This is a genomic window from Ktedonobacter racemifer DSM 44963 (assembly GCF_000178855.1).
GTDB classification, from domain to species: Bacteria; Chloroflexota; Ktedonobacteria; order Ktedonobacterales; family Ktedonobacteraceae; genus Ktedonobacter; species Ktedonobacter racemifer.
On sequence record NZ_ADVG01000001.1, the window covers coordinates 892,269 to 919,180 of the forward strand.

A 26,912-nucleotide genomic window follows, 5' to 3' on the forward strand; every position below is an offset into this window, starting at 1 on the left:
AAAAAAAGCCATGGAGGAGAAGCGGACGATCCTTTTTGTGGATGAAGCGAGTTTTGCCTTGCTCCCCATGGCGGTCTCGACCTACGCTCCTTGTGGGCAGAGGCCCATCCTGCCGGTTCCCTTGACCCGCGATCATCTCTCAGTGATTGGGGCTCTGAGCACGGATGGGCGCTTGTTCATGCAAATGCAACGCAAAGCCTACAAAGAATCCGACGTGATTGGCTTTTTGCACCTCAGATTCGCGCAAGATACTGGGGAAATTGCTCATCATCTAGGATGGAGCCTCCATTCATCGCTGTCAAGCGCTCCTGGATTTCTTGGCACAAGGGGCAGCCAAACGCATTCATTTGGAACCGTTGTCTGGCTATGCACCCGAGCTCAATCCCCAAGAGGGTGTCTGGAACCTCCTGAAGCGGCGCGAACTCAAAAATATTTGCTGTGCAGATCTCTGGCAGGTCGAAGACGAATTTCGTCATGCCAAAGAGCGTCTTCGCCATCGCAAACCAATCCTTTTGCAGTGTTTTGCTCATGCCAGTTGCCCGGTTTAGTTGTTTACGCTGAGATCAATAAAACAAATGTTAGCGGGATCACAATCCCGAACAGGAGGTTCACGATGTTCCTTGATGATAAAGGGCACCACTCAACGCCAGCTTCTGTATTTGATCGCCTCTATCAAAAAAACGCGGATCCCTGGAACTACACGACCAGTCGGTACGAGCAGACCAAATACCGGATCAGCCTGGCAGCCCTGTTCAAAGAGCGCTATGCGTCTGCCCTGGAAATCGGCTGCTCGATTGGGGTGATGACCAACATGCTCGCCTCTCGCTGCGATGCGCTCCTGGCGGTCGACCATTCTCAGGTCGCCCTGGAGCACGCGAGGGAGCGGTGTAAAAGGCATGAACATGTAGCATTCGCGTGCCTGAGCATTCCCCGTGAATTCCCCACGAATATGTATGATTTGATCGTGCTCTCTGAGGTGGGATATTACTGGTCCCGCGAAGATCTGGCGCTCGCGCACACGGCGATCACCGGGCATCTTAGCCCACAGGGGCACCTCCTGCTCGTGCATTGGCTCGTGCATTGGGAAGGGGCCCGCCCGGTGCATCCGCTGACCGCCGACGAAGTTCATGGGAAATTTTTTCAGGCCTGCGATCCTCCGTTGACGCCTGTGCTTCATCTGCGAGCGGAAATGGATGGCAATAGGTATCGCCTTGATCTTTTTGTGCGGCAAGAAGCGCGCGAGTTTCCCAACAGCACTGTCTAAACTATACCTATCGAGCGAAGATAATTTGCTTGCTAAGCAACTGCTTCTATGTCGCGATAAGGAGATCTGTACTAGGGTATTATTCCCAATGCCGATCGACAAGCATTCCTTGACACCACTACAGCAGCGCATGCGCTATGCATCCTATGACGAGATTGTTCTCTCGCCTCATCTCGATGATGCGGTCCTTTCCTGTGGCGGAGCCCTTGACGTTTGGCAACAACAGGGTAAACGTCTTCTCATTGTCACGGCGTTTGCTGGAAGCGATCCTGGCCCCTACTCCGCGCTCGCGGAATTCTATCATCATCTATGGAACATGCCCGACCAAGATCCCTACGTTATTCGCCGAGAGGAAGAAGCGCAGGCCATGAACGTGCTGGGAACAGACTATCTTTGGATGAGTACCAAAGAGATTCTCTATCGTATTCCGGGTCTTGTGAGTACCAAAGACATTTGTAATGCGAGCATCCCTGCCGAAGAGGATCCAATCTACCAAGACCTCTGTGTCTGGCTGGCCGAATTGCAGCAATCATTTCCAGTCGCTCGCTTTTTTGTCCCATTGGCATTGGGCTCCCATAGAGACCACATTCTCATTCGGCAGGCCGCAGACGAGGTCCTTGACCCTCACAAAGTTCTGTTCTATGAGGATTTTCCGTACGCGGCTTTTGCTACAGAGCAGCTTCATACACTCACCACTTCCCATCGACTACAGTGTGAGGAGATCGATATCACCGCCGCTTTGGGCCAGCGCATCCAGGCAACACTCCAATATCGATCCCAATTACCCATGCTCTGTCGCCCACCAAAGCGGATTGAAGATTATATCGAGCAATACACCAGGAAAGAAAACGAATCGAGATACGTTGAACGGTACTGGCGCGCGACGGCTCAATCAGTTCCCTTCGCCCGGCGAAAGGGAACTGATTGAACAGGATTAGTGCAACGTTTATGCCAGTTCCGCCCACTTGGCCTCGAACGGTTGAGAATCGCCCGGGCTCAGGAGCTGCCGGAGGCTCTGATTGTTATCGAGATAGTAGGCGCGCCGTCCCCAGAGGTTATTCGCCTGCACCCAGGCATAGACTTTGGCTGTCAGTTACACCAAAAAGAGCGAATTTTCACTGTCCTTCCACACCGTAGGGAGGAGCATTTTTGAGTTTTACAGGCACGAATCTATCTTTTTGCTCTATATTTGTGTCTTCTTGTGTTACGTGGAATTCCCTTGTGTTCTGTGTAGTTGGTGCCAAATTTGGTGTCACTATATCACCTTGTCACTGCTCGAAAAGCGGCTCGCAACATAATGCCGCTTGTCTCTTGTAAACTCGAGTACAATTGTAAATGTGCATGCTCGAATTCGCTTTTGTTTTTTCAGGGATAAGGAGAGAGAAGAGGAATGGACCCACTAAACAACCCGAACGCCTTTGCAGTATCGACCTTGCCCATACTCCTGGTTATCCTGTTGGTTGTGTTGGTATTTAATCTGCTCGACAAAGGCTGGTGGAAGTGCAGTGCCCCAGGATGCGACTTCCGAACAAGAAGCGAAGAGGAAGCGCTTGGACACCAGGCAAAACACGCGCAGCACAAGGCGGTGCTTGAAGACTAGCGTGAAGAAAAGCCCCTGGCCATCGAGTCCTGAACTCACCAGCAGCAAAAAACAAAAAGCATCGAGGTTGACCAGCACCAACCTCGATGCTTTTTGCTCCACATCGACAAACATCACTGAAGCGCTTGTTTTAAGGCCTGAGCCAGCTGGTAAATAAGGCTCATATAATAGTTTGAGTGTAGCCCCTGAGGAGTGATCCCTCTGGAGGGTATACTGGTGAGAGCAGCGGGAGAGCCGACGTTTAGGCTTGTGGCCTGTTCAGATACCTGAACAGTGACCCGCCTTCGAGAGACGGCTCCCCGTCCACCAGGGCAGAAAGGGTCTATGAGGCTTGTTGCAACCGCCAGTGGTCCGTACCCAGGAACCACCAGGCTCGATTGCCTATCCGGACACGCGCTGACGCTCGCCCCGGTTGGTCGGGTTTCTCGCTGAGAATGGTGCTAGGCAGCACCGAACGGCACATCCAGGGATAGGAAGAAGAAGCAAAGCAGGTGCGCGATGAATACGACTCCATCGGCTTCCCCTGCTGAAGAGGAAGCGAGCATCAAGTACGTCTGTGGTGTTGACGTGGGAAGCCAATCCTGCGTAGGCTGCATTTGCCGGCCTGACAAAAGCATCGTGGTCAAGTCAATCGCCTTTGCCAATGCCAGAGAAGGCTGGAAGGTCTGGGAAGAGAAGTTGAGCCAGTTGGATACACCTCCCAACCAGATCGTGATCGGCATGGAAGCCACCTCCCGCTACCATGAGAATCTCTACCACGAATTGGAGCGACGTGGCTATGTCCTGCGTCTCTTGCATCCTCGCCAAACCCATCAATTCCACGAGCGGCAGGGATTACGCGCGAAGACCGATCGGCTGGACGCGATGACGATCGCCAAAGTCGCGGTTCGAGTGGGGAAGCGCGAGTCGGCTATGTGCCCAGCGAGCTAGTGGTCACGTATCGGGAACTGGTTCGCTTGCATATGCGCTTGAGCGATGAGGCGGCAGCCTATCAAAACGAGATCCCGGCTCTGGTCGTGGTACTTTTCCCTGAGTTCACCCAGATCTTTACTGATCCCTGCGGACAGACGGCGCTCACTGTGCTCAAAGCGTTTCCCAGCGCTCAGGCTGTGGCCGAGGTAGGTGTTGAGCCCCTCTTCCAACTGCTGCGCACGCTGAAGCCTGCACACTATGGCCGTCCAACCGCCCAGAAGCTGGTAGCTTTGGCCAAAGCGAGTGTGAGTAGTGGGCGAGCACTCGCCGGGCGATCGCTCAGCTTGCGGATTCTCTGCGATCAACTGGAGCACACCCAAGCGAATCTGGCACGTTTGGAGGCCGAGATTGAAGAACTCCTGACGAATGACCCAGGAGTGAAAGGATTACAACAAGTTCCTGGATGCGGGCTCCAAGACGGTGGCAGTGCTCCGCGCTGAACTGGGAGACGCGCAACGGTTTGCACGGACAGACGAGGTGATCGCCTACGGAGGAATGGACATCGAGATCAAGGAAAGTGGTCTGTGGAAGGGCCAAGCCAAACTTTCCAAACGCGGCAGCGGCTTGCTGCGACGCATGCTCTACATGGCCGCTCTGCGCAGCATTTCTCTGGAAGGTTCGGTGTTTGGAACCTACTATCAGCGCCAGGTGGCACGCGGTCTCAAAAAGGGGTCAGCTCTGATGGCCGTCATGCGCAAAATGCTGGCCGTGGCTGCCCATTTACTTATGCATGAGGAGGAGGAGGAATTTGATCCCACCAAAGTCGCGGTGGGGCCAGCGGGCTAACCCTAACTGTGTGACTTGTTGGGGTTAGCCCGCTGGCCCCACCCCCCAGGTAGACCGTTCTCGGGTGCTTCAGGCTTGTCCTCAAGCGCAAGGAGGGAGTTATTTTACACATGACTACACGTTTTTTCGGCATGGCCCACAAGGGGCTTGACAAATCCTATGGCTTCTCACCCGCCATTTTGATGTTGAGGGGAATATCTGAGCGGCAAAGCGTATTAAAACATGCCGCATGAACCTCACTGTGGCTGACCTCTGCTTCGTTGAACGCAGCTTTTCGGGGTTTGTTTGCCCGGTTGCTCATACTTTCCAGTCTCATCATCAAGATGGCGGGTGAACCCAAGATTTTTCCATATGTCTGATGGTTCAGAGCATGATGAGGTAGCTCATGATTGTAAAAACTTGAAATAGCGTTGGATCAGATGGCGAACATCTCTTAGTGAAGCGTAATCAAGAAATGCTCGATGTCGAAACGGTATTAACGACGCTATAGCTGGTTAAGCCCGGCTGATATAAGTACTTGATATGTCGTATCCATCAGAGGTTCTTGTGGCACAAAAACAATAAAACCATCCCGTCCTCGGGATAATAAAACTCTATAACTATTGATTCGAAGTTGATGTGGATCCCTCGCTTGTGATCGAGTTTGGGGAGGACTCACCCACTTGTTATTTTTCCACAATAAATCACTCCCCCATCCTATGATAGGAAAGTCTAGTTCAAGCCCTTGGCAAGCAAACTCAGTAGCTACATCGTGAAGTTGACGGCAAGAAAGGTTAGAATTTGGAGAGTCGTTATACCAAGGACCTTCACGTAAGTTCTTGGTGTAGTTGTAATCGTTGTGTATGCCATAGGCACTCAAATTCTTTGCTTTTGATGATGCTAGCAGCCCATAGCGCTTCTCTTCTTGGCCCTGGTACCGTTCTCGTACATATTGTTTGGCGTCTTCAAGGTTTCGGGTAACATACATATCGAACCCTTGGTTTTTGATTGTCTGGCTGGCTTGTGCTGCCTCCCTAGGATGCCCTTCGAGGAGAAATTTTACTCAAGTTTGTACGTCTTCAGCTAAATGAGAACGCAGAGATGCAGTCAGGTCAAGGAGATCTGACGTGTAGACGTTTGCAGCTGAGGTGAAGGTAGAGGCAATTTTCGTTGGACAATGAACCGTCCATGGCTTGTTTACTGTTTTAATTGCGGCATTCCATTGTTCAATACCAGCTTCTTCTCCAAAATAAATTTCCTGCCCTTCACCAATTAACCCTATCATGAGTGTCCAGGAATTCATTTTTTCAGCTAAGCGGAGAAAGTCTTCGGGCTCTGATGCTCCGTGCCCCCCGTTTTTCTTGAACTCTCTTTGCGTCCCATGCGCGTTGAGCTTCGTCGAATACCCAAATATGTTCTTCTGGAACCCATTTTTGTGAGCCACCATATCGTTTCAGAAAGCCGTAAACATCCTGAACGAAAACGGTGCTTTGAAGAGCATGCCGGAGTACTTTAACGAGTGGGCCATTCCCGGATAAAAAAACTGTCGTCCTTTTACTTTCGGTGTCGCCAAAATGATTTTCGTAGACGAATTGTAATCCAACCAGCGTTTTCCCAGCACCTGGTACACCTGTGACAAGAGCCAAGTGATGTTCATTATTGATTTGAGCTTGCCGACTAATCTGCACAAGTTTCGCTATTGTCTCTGGAATACCGGCGCTTTGCGCCCGCCGAATTTGAGGCAGTGGCTCATGGCGGAAGATTGTACGAGCTGCACTCACCAGCGATGGGAGCGGAGCATAATCAGCAACCAACCATTCGTGTGGATCAATTGAGCCCTTATTTTCCGTAGTTACCAAAGATTGGAGCAGATTTGGCAAATTGGTTGGTGAGGTGACATAAACATCTTTATCTTTGGCAATAGGTGTGTTTGAGCGAGTTAAAACGAGAATGGGATAGACGCGATAATTATGCGAATACGCATGATAATGGTGTAAATCTCGTGCATAAGCAGCGGCCTGATCAATATGGGCCTGCTGGATCGTACTAAAATCTTTGAATTCGAGAACAAGTATTGTGTTATGGGCAAGAATGACAACATCAATGCGTCGGCCACGTTCTCGTGGCAGCTCATATTCAAAAATAATATTCCAGTCAGCAGCGTCTCGACGCAGGTTTACGAGAGCGGACAGCTGCGTGTGAAGGACTTTGAAGCAATTCTCCCATGCTCTGACTTGTGATGTATTAGCTTGCTCATTCATACAAGCGAGGTGGTGATCTTGAAGATTGTGTAGCCAGCCATGTTCGGAGGTTCGTAGAAAGGCATTGATAGTGCCGTGCCAACCACATGTAGATCCATCCACATATGACATAAGTGCATCCTCTCTTAATCAAGAACAATTAGAAGATATCTGCCAGGAAACAGAACTAGGCGAAAGTTAACTGATATTGTATTCGTATAATTTTTGGGCGATGGGTATGTCTGCTTCAGAAAATTTGAACTTCATTAGCTCTTCATTCGTAACCCATTGTATCTCTGCATGAGCATTGAGCTGAAAATCGCCTTGAAGGTACACGGCGTGGTAGGCTAAAAGCTCAATTTCAATATGCTGATAACGAAAAATGCTCGAGCAGAAAAAATCTTTTACCTCGATTTCAACACCAAATTCTTCCATCATTTCGCGCTTGAGACACTGTTCCGGTGATTCGCCAGGCTCGATTTTCCCCCCAGGGAACTCCCATTTATCCTCTAGAACATCCCCCTTTTTTCTTTTAGCGATAAGGATTTTATCATTCAATGTGAGGATAGCGGCTGTGACGGTTTTCATAGTTGTTTGTTTTATCTTTCTATGTTCCTACTGGTACTGCAACCTATCTGGGAAATAAAGTGCTCTAAATCCTAAAGGCGTCGTATGTGCCATTGTAAGTGGTAAATGCCCTACCAAGTGAGCAAGTCTGGCCCTCAAATGTGAGAAATTGCCCTCAATCTTGAGCACTGGGACAACATTTCCTGGAAAAATCGCTCCCCATCAGGTGCACTGTGTTCTAAACCTGTAAATTGCGTTCCTCAGCAGAGATTGACGAACCATTGATATGCGAAAGACGGACGCATATACCAGGCGAGAATGCTCATGGCCGCACGCGGCGCGTACAGGGTATTGATTTGTTCAACAGAGCGGGCCGCTCCATTGGCATCGATGGATTCCGAGCATTCAAACGGGCACCGTGATTGAGGACAAAGCAGAACCTGCAAGTGTGAATGGGAAAGAGCACGAACGGCAAACCATCCCGGAGAACGAACGTGTCGAATCGTCCCAAACGGTGGAAACGGTGAGAGAACAGGCACAAACGAGCACCTCACCCAACTGCACGTTTTCTGGAGAGTTGGTTCCCATTGATCTCAAACGATTTACCGACAGCGGCATCAACCTGGTGGAATGTCCTCGACTTCAGGAAGAATGCGTTCGCTCTCCCCAAACAAGGGCGTCCTCCGGTTCAAAGCACACACCCGAGCGCCGTGCAGCAGACGCCTTTGACAGAGAAACGTTGGTCGGCCACAGGAAAAACAGACTGGGACGTGGTTGGCGGGTAACGAACGAGAAAGGGAATGAACGATGCGCACAGACATTCCACCATCATTGAGGGACGGGTCATTCATCTGCGTAGTTCTTGAAGCAGAAAGTCCTGTTAGTCCCTATTCGCACTATTGTGAAAGAATGAAGTATTCATCCCGTTCTTCTTTGATTTTCTTGTTCTCATCTAGCAAGTAGAGAATAGCTCTCGCCATGGTCACCATCGTCCCACCGGGACCCAAGCCTATTCTAAAGGTTACCAGAATGAGTGCGTTACTTTCATCGCCAATTGCCGAGATCTCATGAACACTTCCGGGCTCGATAAGCTGCGCGGCTTTGATCTTGGGCTCCATGTAAGCGTCGATGCCTGTCAATTCTGCGGTAGCCTTCATGGGCTGCGTAGTTGTTACCACAGCGTGTACATTTGGTGCGAGTAGCTCTCTTGTCTTCTCCCAATCATGATGACTCCATGCTTCAATGTGAGCGCGGGCAATGGCGACCGCTGGAGCATCTTGTTGTGTCATAATTTCACCTCCTTTCCGATTTGTCCGCTTATGCAGGACAGAAATTTCCGTCCTAAAGTAAAACAGACAAATGAGTTTTACATGGTCATTTCTTTAAGAACATCGTGTGTCCAGCCATATTTCAACCCCGGCGATTTTTTGGCCATTTCCACCGCTTGATCAATAGATTCAGCCTCAAAAACCAACATTCCTTCGACTTCGCCTTTATATTCCTCAGTGCTTTCCGAAGTGACGCTTTTGCCGCCGCTAACAGGCAATGCTGTGCTGGCTTTGAGCAGCGACCACCATTCCATCAAATCTTTAACATTCTGCTCTCTTTCATTCTCAGGAACTTCGCGGCCGCCCGTATGACGTGATAGTAAAAGAAATTTCATACTATCAGTTCACTTTCCTTTCACATTGTAGTATACTCTTTTCAGTTGCAAGATGCAACTGAAAAGAGTATACTACAATGTGAAAGGAAAGTCAAAAGGCTTGTGATGAACATGAAGACGATGCACCAGCGACGATCACTTTGTCCGATTAGTTTCTCTTTAGAGATGGTCGGTGATCTCTGGTCGCTTCTTATTGTCCGAGACATTATCTATTTTGGGAGAAAAACCTATGGAGAGTTTCTCTCTTCTGATGAAGGGATTGCTCGGAATATTCTCGCGACCCGTCTTGTCCAACTGGAACAAAAAGGTATCCTGCTGAAAAAACCTCATCCAACCGATGGGCGCAAAGATGTGTACGAACTGACGGAAAAAGGTTTAGATTTGATACCCATTTTACTCGATATGGCGGAATGGGGAGCCAAACATGAACCTGAAACTGCTGGAAGTGAAGCATGGCTCCAAGAGGTCAATATGGGTAAAGAAGCGCTCATTCAGCTTATTCGCGAAACGGTTCAGGAAGGTGGATCAATCTTCGTCGGAAAAGAGAACGTTCTGAGTAAGTTACAAAACGCGAAATAAAAATGAACTCCTTCAGCACTGGTTTCATGTAACTGAAATTTGCAGCATATGGTGGCAAAATCACGCGCGACATGCTTCACAAAGGAGGCGGCACGATATGCTTCACAAAGAGGATTCGAGTCGAGAAAAGGAGCTTTCTCATCAATCAAGCTGGCCTGTAAAGCGTGCTCATAACCTAAATGGCTCTTCCCTCGTCCCTTTCCCAAGGTTGTACAGGGAAAAGCCACTCATCATTCATGTATCCTTCTGGTTAAGAAATAGACTGCCAACATATGCTTCACGAAGAACAAATGCGTCTCAGGCTCTTCTCCGTGCTTTCTGGTAATCAAGGCTGACTGATTGCCTACCTTTACGCCAGCGCAATCGCATACGTTGTTATCGCTTTTATGGGCGCATTGTTCGTTGAGGCACGGAATTGGTAGACGTCACAGAAAGCGACCGTCTTCCCGTCTTTGAACTTCAGTAATCCATCGGCAGCACCATTGTATCCGTGCGTGACGATCGTCTTGATGATCAGTTCCGCAACCTCATCACTTCGCGACCGTTGAAGTTCTGTAAGAACGTCCTGTTTTCCGCTGATGCACCGGCCGCCAACGAGGTTCCAGTGGATATCGTCGGTAGTGTTGCGGGCAACAAAAGCACTGTCGTTGCTGACGGCCGCAACGATAAAATCTTTCAGGAATAATTTCTTAGGCGCATTGCCGCAATCTTCATGAACAGTAATCGTAACCATGGTGATTCGTGTCCTTTGACTGGAAGAATTCTTGGCGTTTTTCCGCCATGATTGTTGTCATAAAATGTGCCGGCATCGGCACTTGATACATATATTGGCACTGTGTAGCATATTGTGGCAAGGAAATCAGGGAAAAGTGAGCGAAAGAGCATGAAGACAACGTTCTATCGATATACTGCCACAATATGCTACACAGTGCAGAATCGCTGCCAAAAGATGCTTCAGAGCACCATGTTACCTAATTGCTCGCGATCGGCCTGTGAGCGTAGAACAGCGCCAGGATATACTTCAGAGGCGCGGCCTAAATATGGATCTTACATAATTTAGGTGATAAGCACATCAATAGAACAATGAGAAGCAATTCTTTGTGCTCAAAAACGCGAGGCGCTTTCAAAAATAAGCTCATTCTTCACCTAAATTGTGTAAGAGCCAAAATATGGGTAAAATCACAGTAACGTCATTCTATCAGTGAAAATGCCTTAGCGTCCAAAAACGGCTGATCGAATTTACAAATACAGCGGACAAGAACCCCCTTCAGAGGCGACTTCTTGTATGCTGCATGCTTATGCTGCTCAACATTGAGGGCAAATGTGCAGGTTTGAGGGCAAAAAGTGACCACTTTTCAAGTCATTTACCACCTTTGTATACCGCAGAAGGGCAAACGGAAGAAGAAGCGCTAGCCAAAGCGGCTGAGCATGCCTATGCAACACGGTGTAGGTGTGCTGAGTCTATCAAGGCTTCCGAGCATACACTTCACGCTATTACATTGCACCCATAAATGAGAGGTGACATGCAGCTTCAGCAATGCAACGATGGGATTCATGGTACGCAGTTGACTACCCACGCCAATCAAAGAGAGCTCGTGTCTCTAACAGCCAGGAAAGATCTGTTCCTGGTGCGATCTCCTGCGGTTCTGCCTTCCGGGTAAAGAGACGTGCCCCAGTGATGCCACCCAGAATGAGCGCGGAAGCACGCCGACGTAGCCAGCAACCTTCACGCATCCCCAGCACAGGGACATCATTCTCTTCCAGAAACTGCTCAATACGATCAGCACGCGTCTCTCCCTGGTGATGGGAATGGGGATCGGGATCGAGATAGTGCGGGTTAATCTGGAATGGGATCAAGCCGAATGCTCCAAAAGAGGATGGCTGGACGATGGGCATATCGTTGGTCGTTCGCAGGCTGGGGCAGGCCATATTTGTGCCCGCACTCGATCCCATGTAGCGCAACTCGCCAGCCTCGACACGTTTGCGCACAATGGCAAGGAGGTCGTGTTCTTGCAACGCTTTGAGGAGGCGAAAACTGTTGCCGCCTCCAACGAAGAGCACGCGGGCCGTCTCTACGACCTGACGAGGGTTGACCGCCGTGTGTATTCCTTCGACAGCGACGCCGAGCGGGGCCAGCATGTTCTGCACCCTAATGGTGTAGCTATCGTAATTGGCAAGGGCATAGGGGACAAAGAGAAGATTGCTTTCGCCGTCCAGAAATTCTTTCACCACATCCAGCGCGTATTCCAACGGTTTCATGCCAAAAACGGCTGAACTGCTCAACAGAAGAAGGTCATTCTGCATGAGATAAATTTTCCCTCTGTTTCTTTTCAGTATTCTGAGTCTAGGCTTGTGGGAGCGAGATCTCGGAGAGGCTGGAGGATCACGTCTGGAATGGGTTGCATGGTATTGTCCTCTGCTCTCTTGAATGAAGTACTCTGCCGATCTTAACGTAGACAGATTGCTCTTGTCAAATGTGTGGTTACCCTGTTTTAAAAAGCACGAGCATTGAACGAGCCTGCGAGACAGCTTCAGACGAATGCACATCTCGTTGCGTATCCCGTGAGTATACAGGCACCACTACGACAACAGTACCGCCCCATGTCGATGATGCTGGCGATTGGGTTCCCTAGATATATGCGTAAACATTACCTGCCCTTGATCACTTTCGTTCAAGGGCTTTTTTATGCCTACAAATCAGCAATTACAGTATCTTAAAATGATGACAAATATGCCTAGAAGTCATCCGTTCAGACGGCCAGCCGTCTGGGGAGAACTGCGGCTCCCGCTACTCCTCGCCCCACTTGCAAAGGGTCGGAGCTACTTTTGCGTAAGATGTTGTACGATCCGTTGATATCGGCATGAATGAGGCGTCCATCCCTGGCACGATACCAACTGCGAGCCACACGCTTGCCTGAGAACATCGGCTTCTCAGCCGCGTTGGCCTCATAGGGTGGGATGGGGTCGCCGTCCAGAAAACTGGCCTTGCTGGTATAACTTTATTCCTGAAGGATGACCCTGATCCCCACCAGATGCGCTTTGTAGGTCAACTGCTCAATGAAACGAGCATGGGGAAGCTGCACAAACTGCTGATTGTTCCTGCGCCCCATGCTCACCTCTTGTTTCCACAAGGGGTTCTTGCCAATCACCAGCGTCCCGATGCCTTCGCCCACCAGCAGATCAATGATCCGACGGCTGGCCGTGTGCAGATACGCATCCACACGGCGATTGCGCTTCGTCGTCACGCGATCCAGCTGGCGTGAAGTGTATCGGTTCTCATGCGCGAGGCGTTGCTGCTGCTTGGCGCGCTCTTTGTTGTTAAAACTAAGCATGAGTGTCACCACTCCTACTCGTCTTCAAAACCGTGCTTGACAGTTTCCCGTCACACGGCTCCTCAGTAACATGGCCTTTGTCGTAGGTACCGTTGGCCTTTTTCGAGTGGCGCTCGTCGTGGCAATGACGATGGAGAGCGAACTTGTTGCTCAATTCCTCTCCGCCTCCTTCACTTTTCGGGGTAATGTGATCGATCTCTATGAGGTCTTCATCTTTGAAGTACAGTCCACACCAACGGCATTTTCCCTCTTGCTTCTGTAAAAGTTTTGCTTTAACTCCGTTAAGAAGCGGGTGTTTCTTGAGTCGCTGGCTCCAGTAAAGAAGATTTCCGTCATATGGGCTGGCAGTTCCTTTCACTTTTACATGACGCCGGATGTATGTTTGTTGGTGGTTTCGTAGTTGTAGGTCGGGGGTTCGGAAGATCCATCCCTTTCCTTCATCCACTTTCCAATACTTTTGCATAATCCAGTGTCGATTTTTGTTTGGGTGCCTGCGATTCGCCCATCTTTCCAGTTGTCGAAAAAGTACCATGTCGCAGTGCTTGAATGCCCTTCTTGCACAGATGCTTCGGTAGTAGTTTGCCCATCCGTAAATGACCGGGTTCAACTCTTTAATGAGCTTTTCCTGTTTCATGCTCCGGTGCTCTGCTACCAGACGATGCGTTTCTTTCACATGGTGCGCAATCGCTTCCTTACTGGGTCTGATGAGTGTCTTGAAGCCAAGTGGTTGACCATTAGGCCGCTTTCCGGTGTGTGTTTTCCCCATCGGATACTGGCGTATGGTGAAACCAAGGAAATCAAATCCCGTTTTTCCCTGATATTCCATCAAGGTGTGCGTGATCCGTGTCTTGCTCGGCTTGAGTTCTAGTCCAATGCGCTGTAACCATTCCGAAAGGATTTCTTTTGCTTTTTCGACGCCTTCGAGCTTGGGATGGAAAACCACCAGATTATCGGCGTAGCGGACAAATTTGGGTCGTCCCTCCTTCCACCGGTAGGCCGCTATCAAGTCCGTTTCCATACCATGAAGCGCGATATTCATAAGTAATGGTGAGATGACTCCCCCCTGCGGGGTTCCTTTCCGGGTCTCGTCAAATATGCCATTATCAATGATTCCCGCTTTGAGCCAAGCTTTCACAAGCAGCCTTACTGCGGGATAGGTGTCGAGTTTGGCGAGAAGTGCCTGATGATCAATATGATCAAATGCTCCTTTAATATCGGCATCCAGGACATACTTTGCCTGTGTGCAGATATTGGTGTGAATGGTTTGAATTGCATCATGACAGGAACGTCCAGGGCGGAAACCAAAGCTATTGGGTTCAAATTTGGCTTCCCATTGTGGCTCTAAAGCGAACTTTACGAGGCACTGGTGCGAGCGATCTCGCATGATGGGAATCCCCAAGGGTCTTTTCTCATCCTTTCCAGGCTTGGGAATATAGATCCTTCGCACTGGTTGGGGTTTGTATTGAGACCATTGCTTGGGGTGGATTTGTTCAGCCAGAGTGAAACGCTGGGCCGGTTTGACTGATTTTACTCCGTCAATGCCTGCTGTGCGTTTTCCCTGGTTGTCTTGGGTCACTCGTCGAACCGCTAAAAGCCTTGTCGCTCTGGATTTCATCAGAAGTTTCTGTAGTTTGTGGACTGCTCTTGTGTTGCCACGGCTCTCGGCTTTGAAGATGCGCTTTTGTAGGCGGTAAACATGCTGCTCGAGCTTGCGCCAGGGCAGTTTGTTCCAACTTTCACTCTCAGGGTCAGGTGGTAGCTTGATCTTGGGTGCCTTCGTTTTCACCATACTACTCGTTTCTCTTCATTCCATGTTACCGTGCCTACGTCAGCATATCCTGGGCATTACCCCAGGCATTGGCTTTTTAGGCAATCCTTCTCGGAGGCAGCTTGCGGATGGTTTCCTGCTCATCGTATCGACCTCCAATGAGAGCGTACCTTCGAGTTACTCCGTTCCGATTATCTGTTTTGCGCTGCCGTAGGTTTGTGCTATCCACCGGGTACGCTAGTGAGTGAGGCAGGGTATCACTACACTACCCTTTCACTTTCTCCATTGTTTCGCAGATTGGTACCTTACCTTTTGGTCAAGTCTATCAGCCTGTTTGACTTGTTCAACCTAACGATGGTTCCGTTGCACATTCGCGTTATTCATTCTGTTGAATGAACTGCTAACCATAGCCGCCTGACTCGGAGATGGGTCTGCTTCAGACTAGCAGTTTCCTCTCCTGGATACCCGCTTTACGGATTGAGGACCAGTCGCTACCGTAGGGCATCGTCTTTCCGTGCTCACTTCACAGGTGAGGAATTGCACCTCACGTCAGATAATCAGTTATCAAGACATTGATCAATGTCTTGCCAGCCTTCCCCTTACTTATCCAGCAAGTTTCGGCTGAACGGATCGCACGTAGCACTGATTGAGGCTTTTGAGGGGTTTGCCACTCACCAGACGAGGCACAAAACCAGGTTTGTCGCTGGTGATGGCTGCGAGCACGTTGACACCTACATCCGCGGCGGCTCGAAGCTGCGGGGTGACCGCAGCCGGTTGGATCTCCTGCTCATAGACGACCTCCAGCATGTAGCCATCAGCGCGTGGAACGATGCGAACCTGCCGGATGGCTTCCCAGGTGATCTGAGTTGCGATCTCAATGGGAAGTCCTGATGGGACCAGCTTGCCCGTGCGCTTGAATACCCTCTTGCCCAGGGCTTTTTTCTCGTAGATGAGCAGGAAACGGCCCTTGGTCTTGTCTTGATAGCCAGGAAGCTTGGGGCGTCCCGTGAAGGGAGAGGGGTCTTCGCGGTAAGCCTCCATCACGCGCAAAAAAGCTGACCTAGTTGTGGTGGAGCTGAATGAGGATGGCATTACTGACTTTGCGAGGGAGGGCACAATAGGCCTCATGGTGTTTCAAGCGATGGAAGATGGCAGCGTAGGGCAGGTAGGTTCCCTCGTGAATGAAGGCTTGTCGGATCTGGTAATTGGCCTGGTTGTACAGGTTTTTAGAGGCAAAGGCCGCCTGGTCAATGACCGCAAAGCGTGCATCATGGAGACGAATGAGATGTCGTTCGACCAACTGCATCTGGTACCTTCTCCTTTTCCAACAACACGTCCTTCGAGTCGGTGAACCTCTCTTGGCGTTTCATACAAGAACATGCTTTCTAACAAAACTCTACCAGAGACGTCTCCAGTTGTCAATATCCGGCTGGCATGATTCCTTGGAAACGTTTATCACACCTACCAAAGAAGGGGAAAACGTGTCTTCTCAAGATCAGGAATTCGAAGAGCTGGACCAGGATCAAGACGAGGGCGAAAAGCTCCGTACCGGTGGTGCGCAGCATCACCGTTCTGGTGGCTGTTGGATCATTGTACTCATTGTAGGCCTTGTCGTGGTGGCCCTATTGTATAGCGGTGCTGGTAAATTAACCGAAGGGCTGACCGCTTTTGCACTGAAGAGTGGGAATTGATACTTCGATACCTTGTAAATCCGCTCCACATCTGACTTCTTCCATCGATACCTTGTAAATTGGCATTCTTGTGGAAAGCGTTTCTGAGCGGCGTCATGTCGCAGGTAATACAAAGATTATCTACCGTTGAGGTTCTGAACGCTGGCTGAAGACGAATATTGGGTACCAGTAATATCCATTCTCTAGCAGAGATGGGCCCTCCCTTGCGGGGGCTGGTTGGCGATGAGGACAGTGGGCAAGCCGCCAGACTTGCCCACGCTCACCCCTCGGCGGGTTGATCTTGAACCTCAGTAGGGTTGAGATCGCCGATTTTTTGCCGATAGGTGTCGCCCCATGTACTGAGCTGGGTAAGGATCGGCTCCAGGCTTCGCCCAAAGGGTGTGAGGGAATACTCCACTTTGGGCGGAATCTCGCGATAGACCTCGCGATGGACAATTCCATCCTCTTCCAACTCGCGCAGTTGGAGGGTCAACATGCGCTGTGTCACTTCAGGCAAGAGTCGGCGAAGCTGATTAAAGCGCAGGGTGCCGTAAGTTAAATAAAAGAGAATCAGGCCTTTCCATTTCCCTCCAATGAGATCAAGCGTGGCCTCTACGCCACATCCATAGCGTCGACGACTCGGCGATGGACAAACGATGGACTTCTGCGGTCCCTTCATGGTGTTTCCTTCCATCATCTCAACGGTATCTTTTTTGATACTATATCACAAAATTGTGCGTACTTCGCAGGAACGCTTGCAAATGATATATCTAAGATGAGCCAACGAGGCCAAGAAAATTGTCGGAAGCACACATTTTCGGAAGGAGAGAAATAGATGAAAGCAATTGGTTTTACTCGTTCATTGCCGATTACTGACGCAGAGAGCCTGGTCGATGTGGAGATGGCCAAGCCCACAACCAGCGGGCGCGATCTGCTGGTAAAAGTGACGGCAGTCTCGGTAAATCCTGCGGACACCATGCAGCGGATGCGCGTGCCAGACGGAACCACAGAACCGCAAATCCTTGGTTGGGATGTTGCGGGGGTCGTCGAGTCTGTTGGACCGCAGGTGACGCGCTTTCAGCCGAGTGATGCAGTCTGGTATGCCGGTAGCATCGTGCGGCCAGGCGCTAACAGTGAGTATCACCTGGTAGATGAACGCCTAGTGGGCACAAAGCCGGACAGCCTCGACTTTGCCCAGGCAGCCGCGCTGCCACTGACAGCACTCACAGCCTGGGAAGGACTCTTCGACCGGCTTGGCTTGAAGCTAGACCCGACCGCTCACACAGGCCAACGCATCCTCGTGATAGGTGCGGCTGGCGGTGTAGGCTCGATTACCACTCAGCTTGCACGTCTGACTGGGCTGGAGGTCATTGGCACAGCCTCACGCCCGGAGAGTAGAGCTTTCACCCTGGCCCATGGCTCCAGTGCCACGATCGATCACAACCAACCCTTTGTGCCACAGTTGCAGGAACTTGGCATCAGTGGCGTTGAGTATGTGTTTGTTACCACTGATCCCACTGGTCATTGGGCCAACATTGTCGAGGCGCTCAAGCCTCAGGGACGTATTGTCTCCATTCTCCCATTGAACGGGGCGATTGATTTCAGCGGCCTCTTTGCCAAAAGTGGAACGCTTAGCTATGAAATGATGTACACCCGCTCGACCTACCAGACGGAAGATATGGGGCAGCAGGGGACTATCCTCGACCAACTTGCCAGGCTGGTTGACGCTGGCAAGATCCAAACAACTCTGACCCAACGCCTCTCGCCTCTCAATGCCTTTAACCTGCGCCGGGCTCATGCCCTGGTCGAGAGCGGGCACACGCTGGGGAAAGTCGTCGTCGAAGGCTTCTACAGCAGTAATCAAAAGGCTTGAGCCTCAAACTGTTGTGCTTCCGTAAAGAGAACTTCTCTCTCGCGGGCGAGATACCCACAGTGAGCAAACCAGCCCGTACCACTCGTTCTCGTAAGTCGGTTGAATAGGCTTTCATCTCTCTAGCCTACTCTTTGGTTCAAAGCTTATGCGTACCGCTCTAATATCCACATGTGGGAGGCAGGGTATCACATCCTTGATCACGCAAAGCGCGGGTGAGCTGCAGAATATTGGGGTTTACAAGGATATGGGCTGTGCTTTTCCGAAGAACAGTGCCTGACAATGGGACCGGTTGGCAAGCCGCCAGACTTGCCAACCTATGGGTATGCAGCTTTGAAAAACGTGCTATGCTGGCGCCTCAGCCGATCCCGGCTCCGTCTCTGTGGGTCGTGAGAAGCGCAGCGTCACAATCGAGGCCAGCGCCAGCACCGGCACCCGCGCCAGCGTCGCAGCAGCCGCTCCGCCCGATTGTACGCCCGCCAGATATGCCATAAAGAGGCCCTTGAGTATAAATGGACCAGGATGCAACGCTAAGCTTTAACGTTGTATTCCGGTCCATTTATACTCAAGGGCCAGATGCAAATTCCTGATGTATTTTGCCGGGCGTTTTCCGCTCCCGATCAGGAGGCCAATTTACAAGATAGTGATAGCAGAAACTATATCAGGAGCGTCTTCACCTGAATGACCAACATTGATTCCCAACATTCAGATAAAAATTCCATCCTTCAGTGCAAAAGCGGTCCACCCTTCAGTTAATTTACCAAGTGCTCGCATTGGCAGTGGCGGGCTTAAAGGTGTGCCAGGAGGCGGATTTGATGCCGGGGCAAAAGCCTATGCGTTGGCCCAGGAGACAGAGACTTATCGAAATTCGCACCGCAGTAACGCCAATTACGTGATGCCGCTTCTGAAATCGGTGTGAGTGCCCCCACATTGCAGCGGATTGAGCGAGGTGAGATTTCCGATATTGCCATTGCACTTTTGATTTCGGATTGGCTGTCAGTTCCTTTGCAGCATTTTATTATGGAGCAGCAGCAAATGAGCACATCTATTACAACCAGGCAGCTTATAGAGCAAGTTCGGCTGAAAGCTCAAGTGACGGGATATGGGCCAACGGGTTTGCGCCCAAGAAACACAACTCTAGCGGGCTTTTGGTGCCCTCCAGCAATGCCCGAACAAATTCAGGCGACTGAAGAACGACTTGGCTTTCCCCTTCCGTTCTTTCTAACTGACCTCTATCAGGCTATTGCTAATGGAGGGTTTGGGCCTGGGGCTGGATTACGGGGAGTTGTTGGAGGTTACGGCACTCGGTATACAGCGATGCCAAATGGGGGGATGTTCTATAACGAGGAGTCCATGGTGAAAAATCATCTTGATCTTGCTTCCCTGGTAGATCTTGAGGCCTATTCACCTGACCAGCGGCAACAACGAGCATCAGGCTCTAAAGGTCTGCTTCTCCCTGCAGAGGTCTGGCCGCGCCAGATTATCCCGCTTTGCGACTGGGGCGATTGCGTAGAAGTTTGCTGTGATCAGCATGGTTTTTTGTGTTACTGGTATGCCTCAGAACGCCCGGGGTACTACGAGCTGGAGAAGACGATGAAACCCTTCAATTCCTGGCTTCAGGAATGGGCGGTGAAAAAGGTCTAGATCTTCCAACGCCCAAAGAACAAAATCCTTAATCTGTTCATAGCAAGCTCTTCGACCATTGGCCGGGGGCTTTTTCAAGCCCTTATAGCGAGTGCTATAAGGGCTTTGCTTCAGATGTATTCACCTCAAGAGGCTTTTTGAGAACTTTTCCCGATAAGGACATAAAGAAGAGCACCGATAACGTGGGTAAAGAGGATAAGAAGAAACCAGAGAAGTTTCTGGCTACCTTGTAGACGCTTGTTGAGAATGCAATCGATAAGCGCCCAAAGCCAGAAAATACTGAGAAGCAATGGGATGAGCAAAAAGATCAATGTTAAAGGATGAACACCAAAGGCCATAGCAGAGTCCTTTCAGAAAGCCTACAAAAGTTAAAACGTCAGCAAGGAGTAGAACGAAATGAGGAAAAAAAGATCAAATGCTAGCAAGCTGCGCGAGAAGCCAGATCTAACCACTTCACAATAGAGCTTACTACAAGCAAGGGGCGCAGTCTAGTAACACGCGCCCCTACTCTATAACTGCTCAGAGCCCTTATAGTTGGCACTATAAGGGCTTTTTGCATGGAAGGAAGCTTTTACCGATGCTTTCACCACCTTTACCACCTGCCCTTGCGCTGCGCCCTTACCAGGAGGAATGTGTGCAGTGTGTGCTGAGCACGTATCAGCAGCGTCCTCAGGGAGGGAGAGCGCTGATTGTTGTTCCCACGGGGGGCGGGAAAACGCTCATGTTTACCGAAGTGGCGCGCCGCTTAGGCCTCACGACCCTGATCATCGCGCACCGTCAGGAACTGCTCCAACAGGCTACGGACAAGTTTCGCCTCGCTGACCCGACTGCGGTGGTTGGGCAGGTGGGAGCTGGTCGACATGAGTGGGGCGCGCCCATCACCGTGGCCTCCATTCAAACAATCAGCAGGCCTGAGCATCTCAAGAGCCTCTCTCAGTTCGGGTACCAGCTGGTCGTGATTGACGAGAGTCATCACGCAGCCTCTGACGGCTATAAGTTGGTGCTTGCAGCCCTCTCCAACGCGTTCATGCTTGCGGTGACCGCAACCCCTGACCGGCTCGATAAGCAGCGGATTGAATCCATCTTTGGGGAACCAGTGTTTTCCACGAGCATCCTTGAGATGGTCGAGCAAGGCTACCTCTGCGACCTGCGCGCCATCGCCGTCCGAACGACGACATCCCTGGACGGCATACACACACAAGGAGGTGATTTTAAAACCAGCGAGCTGGAGGAGGCCGTTGATACCCCCGAGCGTAACCAGCGTATTGTACGTGCCTACCAGGAGCATGGTAAGAATCGACAGGCCATCTGCTTCGCAGTGACCATCGAACATGCCCAGCACCTGGCAGAGGCCTTCCTCACGGCTGGATGTGGGGCGGCCGTGGTCAGTGGCGAAACGCCTCGCGAAGAGCGCAAGCGTCTCCTTCAGGAGTATGCACGTGGGGAGCTTCAAGTGCTCTGCAATGTGAGTGTGCTCACCGAGGGCTATGACCATCCCGCAACCTCTTGTATTATCATGGCCCGTCCTACCAAGTCGCGTGCGCTCTATACCCAGGCGATAGGTAGAGGGGCTCGGCTGGCTCCGGGGAAGCGTGATTGTGTGATTCTCGATGTCACCGATAACTGCCTCAAGCATCGGCTCCAGCCGCAACTGCTCCAGAATGCCTTGGGTTTAGAAATACGCAATGGCGAGAGTATCACGGAGACACGCCAGCGACTTCGTGCAGAAGCGACAGAGGGGACATCGACATCTGAGCAGGGCGAGGAGGGAAGGAAGGTCTCGAATGCTTCTCACTTCATCGCGTCTCACAGCCCCAGCCTGGGCAGAGATGGTTCCATCCCAGATTGCTCGTGACGCGCTGGAGCAGCGCGGATGGTCTGTCTTTCCGCTCGATCCTGACAAGCGCCCCCTTCCACTGGGAACCTCTTATCCTGATGGAACGCCCAAGCGGCTGGGATGGAAAATGCATCAAACGCGGTGTGCCTCGCTCAAAGAGATCCAGTATTGGGAGCGGCGATACGCACCGCAATTGTGAGCGGTCATCACTGGCAAAATCAGCCGCCTGGTTGTGCTCGACTTCGATGGGGAAGCAGGGCAAGAAACACGCAAGAGGCTTGGACTCAGCCCACACGTTCAGACAGGCTCAGGCGGCGCGCACGTCTACCTTGAGCACCCAGGCTGGCTTGTTCCCACTCTCAACAGCAAGAGCAAGCGGGAACTTGGAGCGCGCTGGCCAGGGCTGGATATCCGAGCAGATGACGGCTATGCCGCGTTCTGCGGAGAGAGCGAGAGCGGTCCCTACCTTTGGCTCCGTGATCCTCAGCTTGACCCTCTCGGCTGTTTGCCCGAGGAACTACGGGCCTTTCTGAACCTGCTTCAGCCTCCAGTCTCAGCCAGTACCACCAGAGAGGGACATGAGGCTGGAGCTGCATCGACGGCGCGCATTGCGACCTCGACGCTTATTGAGCGCGCGCTCAAATGTATTCATGAGCAGGGGAAGGGACGCAACGATACTGGCTTCTGGCTTGTGTGCCAGGTGCGCGACAACGGCTATACCGCCGACGAGGCCGAGGGGGTCATGCGCCAGTATGTCGAGCGCGCCCCAAAGACGAATACCAAGGGCATTGTGGAGCCCTATACCATTGATGAAGCCTTGGCGAGCCTGGGAAGCGCCTATGGTTCAGACGCGCGCGATCCCTGGACCCCACGCGAAGACCTGCAACCTGCTTCAAGTGGTCGACGAGGTGGTGGCAGCGGGAACGGGTCCGGAACGACGGTCACAGGGACCGCAACCCCCGAGGAGCCCGAGGAGCCGAAACCACTGCCAGAGATCCTGATCAACAACTCGCAGTTACGTGAGCGCACTGATCAGGCGATTGACGCAATTATGCGGCAGGAGCGGCGCAATCCCTCCTTGTTCATGCAGTCCTCGCGCATGGTTCGTGTCAGTCGTGACGAGATGCGACGCCCGATCATTGCCCAGATAGGCGTCACAGAAGTCAAGGAAGTGCTCACGCAAACAGCAAACTACTACCGGCTGAGAAAAGTCGCTGGGGAAGAAGGCGAATATGAGAAGGTGCCGATCTCCCCGCCCAGGGAACTGGCTGAACAGGCGCTTGCTCGACAAACTCAGGCTCCTTTCCTCCCTTTTCCCCCGCTGGCTGCCATTGTCGAGACACCTGTGATTCGCCCGGATGGATCTATCCTTGATACACCAGGATATGATCAGGTAACTAAGCTTTACTATGCGCCAGCTCCTGGAATGGGAGACTGCAAAGTCTCGCTCCATCCCACACAACAGGAGCGCGAGGCGGCCCTGGCCCTGCTCTGGGATACCATCGGAGAATTCCCGTACGTGAGCGAAGCAGACAAAGCGAATGCTCTGGGCTTGCTTCTCACCCCGATCTTGCGCCCGGCAATTGCTCGTCACGTACCACTTGCCCTGATTGATGCACCCAAACAGGGGACCGGAAAGGGCTTACTCAGCGACGTTGTGTCGGTGATCGCAACCGGCACCAGTGCCGCCATTCTCACGATGTCAGACAGCGAGGAGGAATTGCAGAAGGCGATTACCTCTCTCCTGCTTGAGGGTTCTACCATTATCACCATCGACAATATCACGGGGCGCCTCCAATCCAAGCACCTGGATGGTGTGCTCACTTCCACGACATGGAAAGGCCGTATTCTCGGCCAGTCAAAGATGACGAAGGTCCCGCATCGGGCAACCTGGCTCGCTACAGGCAATAATATCAGACTAGGCGGTGACCTGGCGCGCCGCTGCTACCGCATTCGTTTGGACGCCAAAGTATCACGCCCTTTATGCGTAAAGGCTTTAAACATGAGGATCTTCTTTCCTGGGTTACTGAGCACCGGGGCGAGCTGGTGAAAGCATTGCTCACGCTCTTGCGAGCGTGGTTTGCGGCCGGGAAGCCCAAGTATTCTCATTTGCCTGCTCTGGGAACATTTACCTGATGGGTGAATACCGTAGGAGGCATTCTCGAATATGCCGGTGTCTCTGGTTTTCTCTCCAATCTGGGGAAGCTCTATGAGGAGGCGGATGAAGTTTCTGCGCAGTGGGAAATATTCCTACGCACCTGGCATTCACTCCTTGGGGAAGAAGGGGTCACGATTAAGGAAGTGATCGCCCATCTCTCAGAGAACGAGAATGAGCTATCACACGAAGGCGACCCTCCTGCGGAAGTTGCGGGAAATTGTGAGAACATTCCACTCTTTGAGGCGCTCCCTGAAACCCTGCAAATCGCCCTGAAAGAGAAGCCCCGTAGCTTTAGCATACGCCTCGGCAGGGCGCTTGAGAAGTGGGTTGATGCGTGCTTTGGCGAGGAAAATTTTCGCATGGAGAAGCATGTTGACTCGCATCGAAAACTCGGCGTTTGGAAAGTCGTGCGGGAAGTTGCGGAAGTTCTACCCGTTACGTATAAAGAAAATTCTGAGGGAGAAAGTACATATATATAGCACAGGCTACAACTTCCGCAACTTCCCGCACGAGTACGTCTCGCCCCTAAGAGCCAAAACCATAAAGCGCCTCTGCAAGCCACGCCAACCCATCATTGTAAAGAAACCACCTCACAAAAATTGCGGGAAGTTCAGGCGAACTTCCCGCAAGTCGGATCTCGGAGAGATACACCCATGAAAACACAGACACTATCTCCTGCTATGTTTCTCCAAGGGCTTCAAGACCAGGGCATTGCCGTGACGTTGGCAGGAGATCGCCTCAAAATCGAGGCACCAAGAAAAGGGATGATCACACCAGAGCTATGCGAGCAACTGGCGCGGAGGAAGGCCGAACTGATCGCGCACCTTTCGGCGCCATCGATTTCTGATCTCCCTCCCACGCCAAATGGCGACATCTGTCAGTGCCAGCGGCCCGCAACCTGCTACAGCGACCAGGGAGACCCCTTCTGTGAGGACTGTCGCAATCAGGCATCACGTACACAGTGCGCGGCCTCCTCTGCACTCGTACGTGTGACCTCGGCCCCGTTCTTCCTGCAAGATGTCGCAGGCATCACCGAATGGACGCAAAACTACCAGAGCCTCGTAGTCGACCTGGAGACGACGGGCATACACGAACATCTCGACCGAGTGGTTGCGATTACCCTGGGCAAGCCTGGCAAAGTCGCCATTCTTGACATGCGCCCCTACTACGGCTTGCCCGCTGAAGAGCAGGCCACGTGGCGCGAAGTGCTCCACTACCTCTTTCACCGGGACGGCATCACCTGGATCGGGCATAACCTCAAATTTGATTGAAAATTCCTGGCGATCCACTTTGATGTATGTCTCCCGCGCGCCTACGATACCATGCTTGCTGAGCAGCTCATTCACGGCGCTAGCCTCAACCGAGCAGGGATGCGCGAATCAGCGGCCCGCTACCGCCTGCCAGTCTCCAAAGAAGCACGCGCCTGGTTCCCTGGCCTGCACACACGCCCAACAGAGTGGGCGGCCCCCTTCCCTGCTGAACAACTGGTCTACATGGTGCAAGACATTGAAATCCCCTATGCCATTGCGCAGCACCAACGGCCCCGTATTAAAGAGCAGAAACTGGCGCGAGTCGTCCACCTCGAAAACGAGGCCGTTCCAGCGCTGGCAGCGATGGAGATGCGCGGTGTATGCATTGATGTCGAGCGCTGGCGCTCCATCCTCGCACGCAAGCAAGCGCGCCAGCAGGCGCTGGAGCCTGGACTGAGAGAGACGCTTGGTACGGCGTTGCAGCGCGCATGTGACGACTACCAGGTAGCCCTTACCCGGGAGGAGAAACGCCTGGTCGAGGCCTATCGCGCCAACCCTGCACAGAGCAGTTGGGGACTCTTCCGACGTAAGGGCCTTGCCCAGTGGCAGGCAACGCATAAAAAGCCGCCCCAGCCGAAAGAAAGGGGAACCATCAATCTGGCCTCGCCGCCGCAACTGCTGGCAGCGCTTCGAGCCCTTGGCGTCCCTGTCAGTGCGACCGACGAGGAAACACTCGAACCCTATGCTAAGGAGCATGCGGCGGTTGCGTCACTCCTGCAATGGAAGGAGCTGCACAAGTTCGCCAGTTCCTTTGGGGAAAATCTGCTCGCCATGGTCGACACCGACGGGCGATTGCGTACCGACTACGCGCAGATCGGCGCCGCCTCCGGGCGCATCATCTGTAGCAAGCCCAACCTCCAGCAGATCCCGGCCGAAGAAGAGGAGGAGGGCCAGGAAGAACCCGTGCGCCACTGCTTTGTGGCGCCTCCTGGGTACCGCATCCTCAAGGCGGATCTCAGTAACATCGAGCTTCGTATTCTCGCGGAAGTCTCGCGTGATCAGACCATGCTCCGCCTCTTCGCCGAAGGCAAGGACCTGCACGCCGAGACCGCGAAGCTGATGTTTCACCTCTCACCAGAGACGGACACAAAGAGGCATCTCTACAAAGGCGTGCCAGGGCGCAAAATTGCCAAGACCATTAACTTTGGTCTCGCGTACGGGATGGGAGCGAACGGCCTTGCGAACCGCGCAGGTGTCGATCTCCCGACGGCAAAATCCTTGATCCGCACCTACTTTGAAACCTACCGAGGAATTGCCCGCTGGCTTCCACTCACCGCGAAGCAGGCACTCGAACAGGGATATGCAGTAACGCTGGCCGGGCGACGGAGGACATTCGCATCGATACCGACCTCCGTAGACTGGAACCGAGAGGTGCGCGCCAGCGCAGAACGCTCCGCGAAAAACCATCCCATTCGGGGGACGAATGCGGACATTCTCAAGCGCGCCCTGGCACTTCTGCACGCATCCCTTCCATCTGGCGCACACCTGATTTTAGCGGTGCATGACGAGATTGTGGTGGAGTGTCCCGAGGAGTGTGTAGAGGAAGCCGCCGGGGTGATGAGGGCGGCGATGGTGCAGGCCTGCCGCGATTTTCTCAAAGTGGTTCATATCCCTGAGCCCGAGGTGCTGATTGGCACCTACTGGTGTAAAGAGTAGATCTGAGAGAAGCCTTT

At 52.1% G+C, this 26,912-nt stretch carries 30 protein-coding genes and 2 pseudogenes; 15 read left to right on the forward strand and 17 right to left on the reverse strand.

Going from position 1 to position 26,912, the window contains the following annotated elements; translation table 11 throughout:
* Window positions 1-317: 317 nt before the first annotated feature.
* The 3 genes from KRAC_RS75430 (at window position 318) to KRAC_RS04110 (ending at window position 2,192) form a co-directional block, all read left to right on the forward strand.
* Window positions 318-548: a hypothetical protein gene (locus KRAC_RS75430; RefSeq protein WP_244421955.1), complete on the forward strand. Its 231-nt coding sequence runs from the start codon at window positions 318-320 to the stop codon at window positions 546-548.
* 65 nt (window positions 549-613) lie between these two features.
* Entirely contained in the window at window positions 614-1,264 is a 651-nt protein-coding gene (locus tag KRAC_RS04105) for an SAM-dependent methyltransferase (RefSeq protein ID WP_007904730.1), read from the forward strand.
* An 88-nt stretch (window positions 1,265-1,352) separates the two neighbouring features.
* A complete protein-coding gene (locus tag KRAC_RS04110) occupies window positions 1,353-2,192 on the forward strand; it encodes a PIG-L deacetylase family protein (RefSeq protein ID WP_007904731.1) in 840 nt (279 codons plus the stop codon).
* 471 nt (window positions 2,193-2,663) lie between these two features.
* On the opposite strand, the gene KRAC_RS04115 is transcribed toward KRAC_RS04110, so the two are convergent.
* Complete coding sequence (locus KRAC_RS04115) at window positions 2,664-2,981, reverse strand: hypothetical protein (RefSeq protein ID WP_157506298.1); 318 nt, start codon at window positions 2,979-2,981, stop codon at window positions 2,664-2,666.
* A 205-nt stretch (window positions 2,982-3,186) separates the two neighbouring features.
* A complete protein-coding gene (locus tag KRAC_RS70720; protein WP_157506299.1) occupies window positions 3,187-3,378 on the reverse strand; it encodes a hypothetical protein in 192 nt (63 codons plus the stop codon).
* Here KRAC_RS70720 and KRAC_RS80710 point away from each other — a divergent pair.
* Window positions 3,363-4,622, forward strand: a pseudogene (locus KRAC_RS80710) (IS110 family RNA-guided transposase). The gene KRAC_RS70720 and the pseudogene KRAC_RS80710 overlap by 16 nt on opposite strands.
* A 484-nt stretch (window positions 4,623-5,106) precedes the next feature.
* On the opposite strand, the pseudogene KRAC_RS79260 reads toward KRAC_RS80710, so the two are convergent.
* The 3 genes and pseudogenes from KRAC_RS79260 to KRAC_RS04140 form a co-directional block, all read right to left on the reverse strand.
* A pseudogene (locus KRAC_RS79260) lies at window positions 5,107-5,904 on the reverse strand (DNA/RNA helicase domain-containing protein).
* A gap of 4 nt (window positions 5,905-5,908) precedes the next feature.
* Window positions 5,909-6,973, reverse strand: a complete 1,065-nt coding sequence (locus KRAC_RS74400; RefSeq protein WP_211221242.1) for a DNA/RNA helicase domain-containing protein — start codon at window positions 6,971-6,973, stop codon at window positions 5,909-5,911.
* 66 nt (window positions 6,974-7,039) lie between these two features.
* Window positions 7,040-7,429, reverse strand: coding sequence for a (deoxy)nucleoside triphosphate pyrophosphohydrolase (locus tag KRAC_RS04140; protein WP_007904734.1), 390 nt, complete (start codon window positions 7,427-7,429; stop codon window positions 7,040-7,042).
* 427 nt (window positions 7,430-7,856) lie between these two features.
* Between KRAC_RS04140 and KRAC_RS70725 the strand changes: the two genes are divergently transcribed.
* Window positions 7,857-8,243: a hypothetical protein gene (locus KRAC_RS70725; protein ID WP_244421957.1), complete on the forward strand. Its 387-nt coding sequence runs from the start codon at window positions 7,857-7,859 to the stop codon at window positions 8,241-8,243.
* Between the two features lie 61 nt (window positions 8,244-8,304).
* Here KRAC_RS70725 and KRAC_RS04145 read toward each other — a convergent pair whose 3' ends face one another.
* Window positions 8,305-8,697, reverse strand: a complete 393-nt coding sequence (locus tag KRAC_RS04145) for a nuclear transport factor 2 family protein (RefSeq protein ID WP_007904735.1) — start codon at window positions 8,695-8,697, stop codon at window positions 8,305-8,307.
* A gap of 77 nt (window positions 8,698-8,774) precedes the next feature.
* Window positions 8,775-9,071: a YciI family protein gene (locus KRAC_RS04150; protein ID WP_007904736.1), complete on the reverse strand. Its 297-nt coding sequence runs from the start codon at window positions 9,069-9,071 to the stop codon at window positions 8,775-8,777.
* Window positions 9,072-9,176: 105 nt separating this feature from the next.
* Here KRAC_RS04150 and KRAC_RS04155 point away from each other — a divergent pair, with 105 nt between their 5' ends.
* Window positions 9,177-9,650, forward strand: coding sequence for a winged helix-turn-helix transcriptional regulator (locus KRAC_RS04155; protein ID WP_007904737.1), 474 nt, complete (start codon window positions 9,177-9,179; stop codon window positions 9,648-9,650).
* 349 nt (window positions 9,651-9,999) lie between these two features.
* Here the strand turns inward: KRAC_RS04155 and KRAC_RS04160 are convergent, their stop codons facing one another.
* From KRAC_RS04160 to KRAC_RS75465, 7 genes are all read right to left on the reverse strand, one after another.
* The gene (locus tag KRAC_RS04160; RefSeq protein WP_007904739.1) at window positions 10,000-10,383 is read right to left on the reverse strand and encodes a hypothetical protein; all 384 of its coding nucleotides are present in this window, start codon (window positions 10,381-10,383) and stop codon (window positions 10,000-10,002) included.
* Between the two features lie 836 nt (window positions 10,384-11,219).
* Complete coding sequence (pepE, locus tag KRAC_RS04165) at window positions 11,220-11,954, reverse strand: dipeptidase PepE (RefSeq protein ID WP_007904740.1); 735 nt, start codon at window positions 11,952-11,954, stop codon at window positions 11,220-11,222.
* 446 nt (window positions 11,955-12,400) lie between these two features.
* Window positions 12,401-12,574 carry a hypothetical protein gene (locus KRAC_RS75450; protein ID WP_244421958.1) on the reverse strand — a complete coding sequence of 58 codons (174 nt, stop codon included), beginning with the start codon at window positions 12,572-12,574 and terminating at the stop codon, window positions 12,401-12,403.
* A gap of 75 nt (window positions 12,575-12,649) precedes the next feature.
* Window positions 12,650-12,982 (reverse strand): IS200/IS605 family accessory protein TnpB-related protein, encoded by a 333-nt coding sequence (locus tag KRAC_RS75455; RefSeq protein ID WP_052567947.1) that lies wholly within the window; start codon window positions 12,980-12,982, stop codon window positions 12,650-12,652.
* A complete protein-coding gene (gene ltrA, locus KRAC_RS04175; RefSeq protein ID WP_007904741.1) occupies window positions 12,975-14,771 on the reverse strand; it encodes a group II intron reverse transcriptase/maturase in 1,797 nt (598 codons plus the stop codon). The genes KRAC_RS75455 and ltrA overlap by 8 nt, the downstream gene beginning before the upstream one ends.
* Window positions 14,772-15,353: 582 nt before the next feature.
* A complete protein-coding gene (locus KRAC_RS75460) occupies window positions 15,354-15,800 on the reverse strand; it encodes a transposase (protein ID WP_244421959.1) in 447 nt (148 codons plus the stop codon).
* 10 nt (window positions 15,801-15,810) lie between these two features.
* Window positions 15,811-16,056: a hypothetical protein gene (locus KRAC_RS75465; RefSeq protein ID WP_052567837.1), complete on the reverse strand. Its 246-nt coding sequence runs from the start codon at window positions 16,054-16,056 to the stop codon at window positions 15,811-15,813.
* Window positions 16,057-16,231: 175 nt separating this feature from the next.
* On the opposite strand from KRAC_RS75465, the gene KRAC_RS04185 reads away from it, so the two are divergent.
* Complete coding sequence (locus KRAC_RS04185; RefSeq protein ID WP_007904743.1) at window positions 16,232-16,441, forward strand: hypothetical protein; 210 nt, start codon at window positions 16,232-16,234, stop codon at window positions 16,439-16,441.
* Between the two features lie 259 nt (window positions 16,442-16,700).
* On the opposite strand, the gene KRAC_RS04190 is transcribed toward KRAC_RS04185, so the two are convergent.
* Window positions 16,701-17,099, reverse strand: coding sequence for a winged helix-turn-helix transcriptional regulator (locus tag KRAC_RS04190; protein ID WP_007904745.1), 399 nt, complete (start codon window positions 17,097-17,099; stop codon window positions 16,701-16,703).
* 156 nt (window positions 17,100-17,255) lie between these two features.
* Here KRAC_RS04190 and KRAC_RS04195 point away from each other — a divergent pair, with 156 nt between their 5' ends.
* Entirely contained in the window at window positions 17,256-18,293 is a 1,038-nt protein-coding gene (locus KRAC_RS04195) for a zinc-binding alcohol dehydrogenase family protein (protein ID WP_007904747.1), read from the forward strand.
* A gap of 342 nt (window positions 18,294-18,635) precedes the next feature.
* Here KRAC_RS04195 and KRAC_RS70730 read toward each other — a convergent pair whose 3' ends face one another.
* Complete coding sequence (locus KRAC_RS70730) at window positions 18,636-18,782, reverse strand: hypothetical protein (RefSeq protein ID WP_007904748.1); 147 nt, start codon at window positions 18,780-18,782, stop codon at window positions 18,636-18,638.
* Between the two features lie 543 nt (window positions 18,783-19,325).
* Here KRAC_RS70730 and KRAC_RS04200 point away from each other — a divergent pair.
* Window positions 19,326-19,934, forward strand: a complete 609-nt coding sequence (locus tag KRAC_RS04200; protein ID WP_007904749.1) for an SMI1/KNR4 family protein — start codon at window positions 19,326-19,328, stop codon at window positions 19,932-19,934.
* A 125-nt stretch (window positions 19,935-20,059) separates the two neighbouring features.
* Here the strand turns inward: KRAC_RS04200 and KRAC_RS79265 are convergent, their stop codons facing one another.
* Window positions 20,060-20,272, reverse strand: a complete 213-nt coding sequence (locus KRAC_RS79265) for a PLD nuclease N-terminal domain-containing protein (protein ID WP_007904750.1) — start codon at window positions 20,270-20,272, stop codon at window positions 20,060-20,062.
* A 239-nt stretch (window positions 20,273-20,511) separates the two neighbouring features.
* Between KRAC_RS79265 and KRAC_RS04210 the strand changes: the two genes are divergently transcribed.
* From KRAC_RS04210 to KRAC_RS04230, 6 genes are all read left to right on the forward strand, one after another.
* Window positions 20,512-21,789: a DEAD/DEAH box helicase gene (locus KRAC_RS04210; protein WP_007904753.1), complete on the forward strand. Its 1,278-nt coding sequence runs from the start codon at window positions 20,512-20,514 to the stop codon at window positions 21,787-21,789.
* A complete protein-coding gene (locus tag KRAC_RS70735; RefSeq protein ID WP_157506300.1) occupies window positions 21,764-21,970 on the forward strand; it encodes a hypothetical protein in 207 nt (68 codons plus the stop codon). The genes KRAC_RS04210 and KRAC_RS70735 overlap by 26 nt, the downstream gene beginning before the upstream one ends.
* 33 nt (window positions 21,971-22,003) lie before the next feature.
* Window positions 22,004-23,821 carry a bifunctional DNA primase/polymerase gene (locus KRAC_RS04215; RefSeq protein ID WP_007904755.1) on the forward strand — a complete coding sequence of 606 codons (1,818 nt, stop codon included), beginning with the start codon at window positions 22,004-22,006 and terminating at the stop codon, window positions 23,819-23,821.
* 89 nt (window positions 23,822-23,910) lie between these two features.
* Complete coding sequence (locus tag KRAC_RS04220) at window positions 23,911-24,408, forward strand: hypothetical protein (RefSeq protein ID WP_007904757.1); 498 nt, start codon at window positions 23,911-23,913, stop codon at window positions 24,406-24,408.
* A gap of 174 nt (window positions 24,409-24,582) precedes the next feature.
* Window positions 24,583-25,200 carry a TubC N-terminal docking domain-related protein gene (locus KRAC_RS04225; RefSeq protein ID WP_007904758.1) on the forward strand — a complete coding sequence of 206 codons (618 nt, stop codon included), beginning with the start codon at window positions 24,583-24,585 and terminating at the stop codon, window positions 25,198-25,200.
* 51 nt (window positions 25,201-25,251) lie between these two features.
* Window positions 25,252-26,895: a DNA polymerase A family protein gene (locus KRAC_RS04230; RefSeq protein WP_083814512.1), complete on the forward strand. Its 1,644-nt coding sequence runs from the start codon at window positions 25,252-25,254 to the stop codon at window positions 26,893-26,895.
* The last annotated feature ends 17 nt before the right edge of the window (window positions 26,896-26,912 follow it).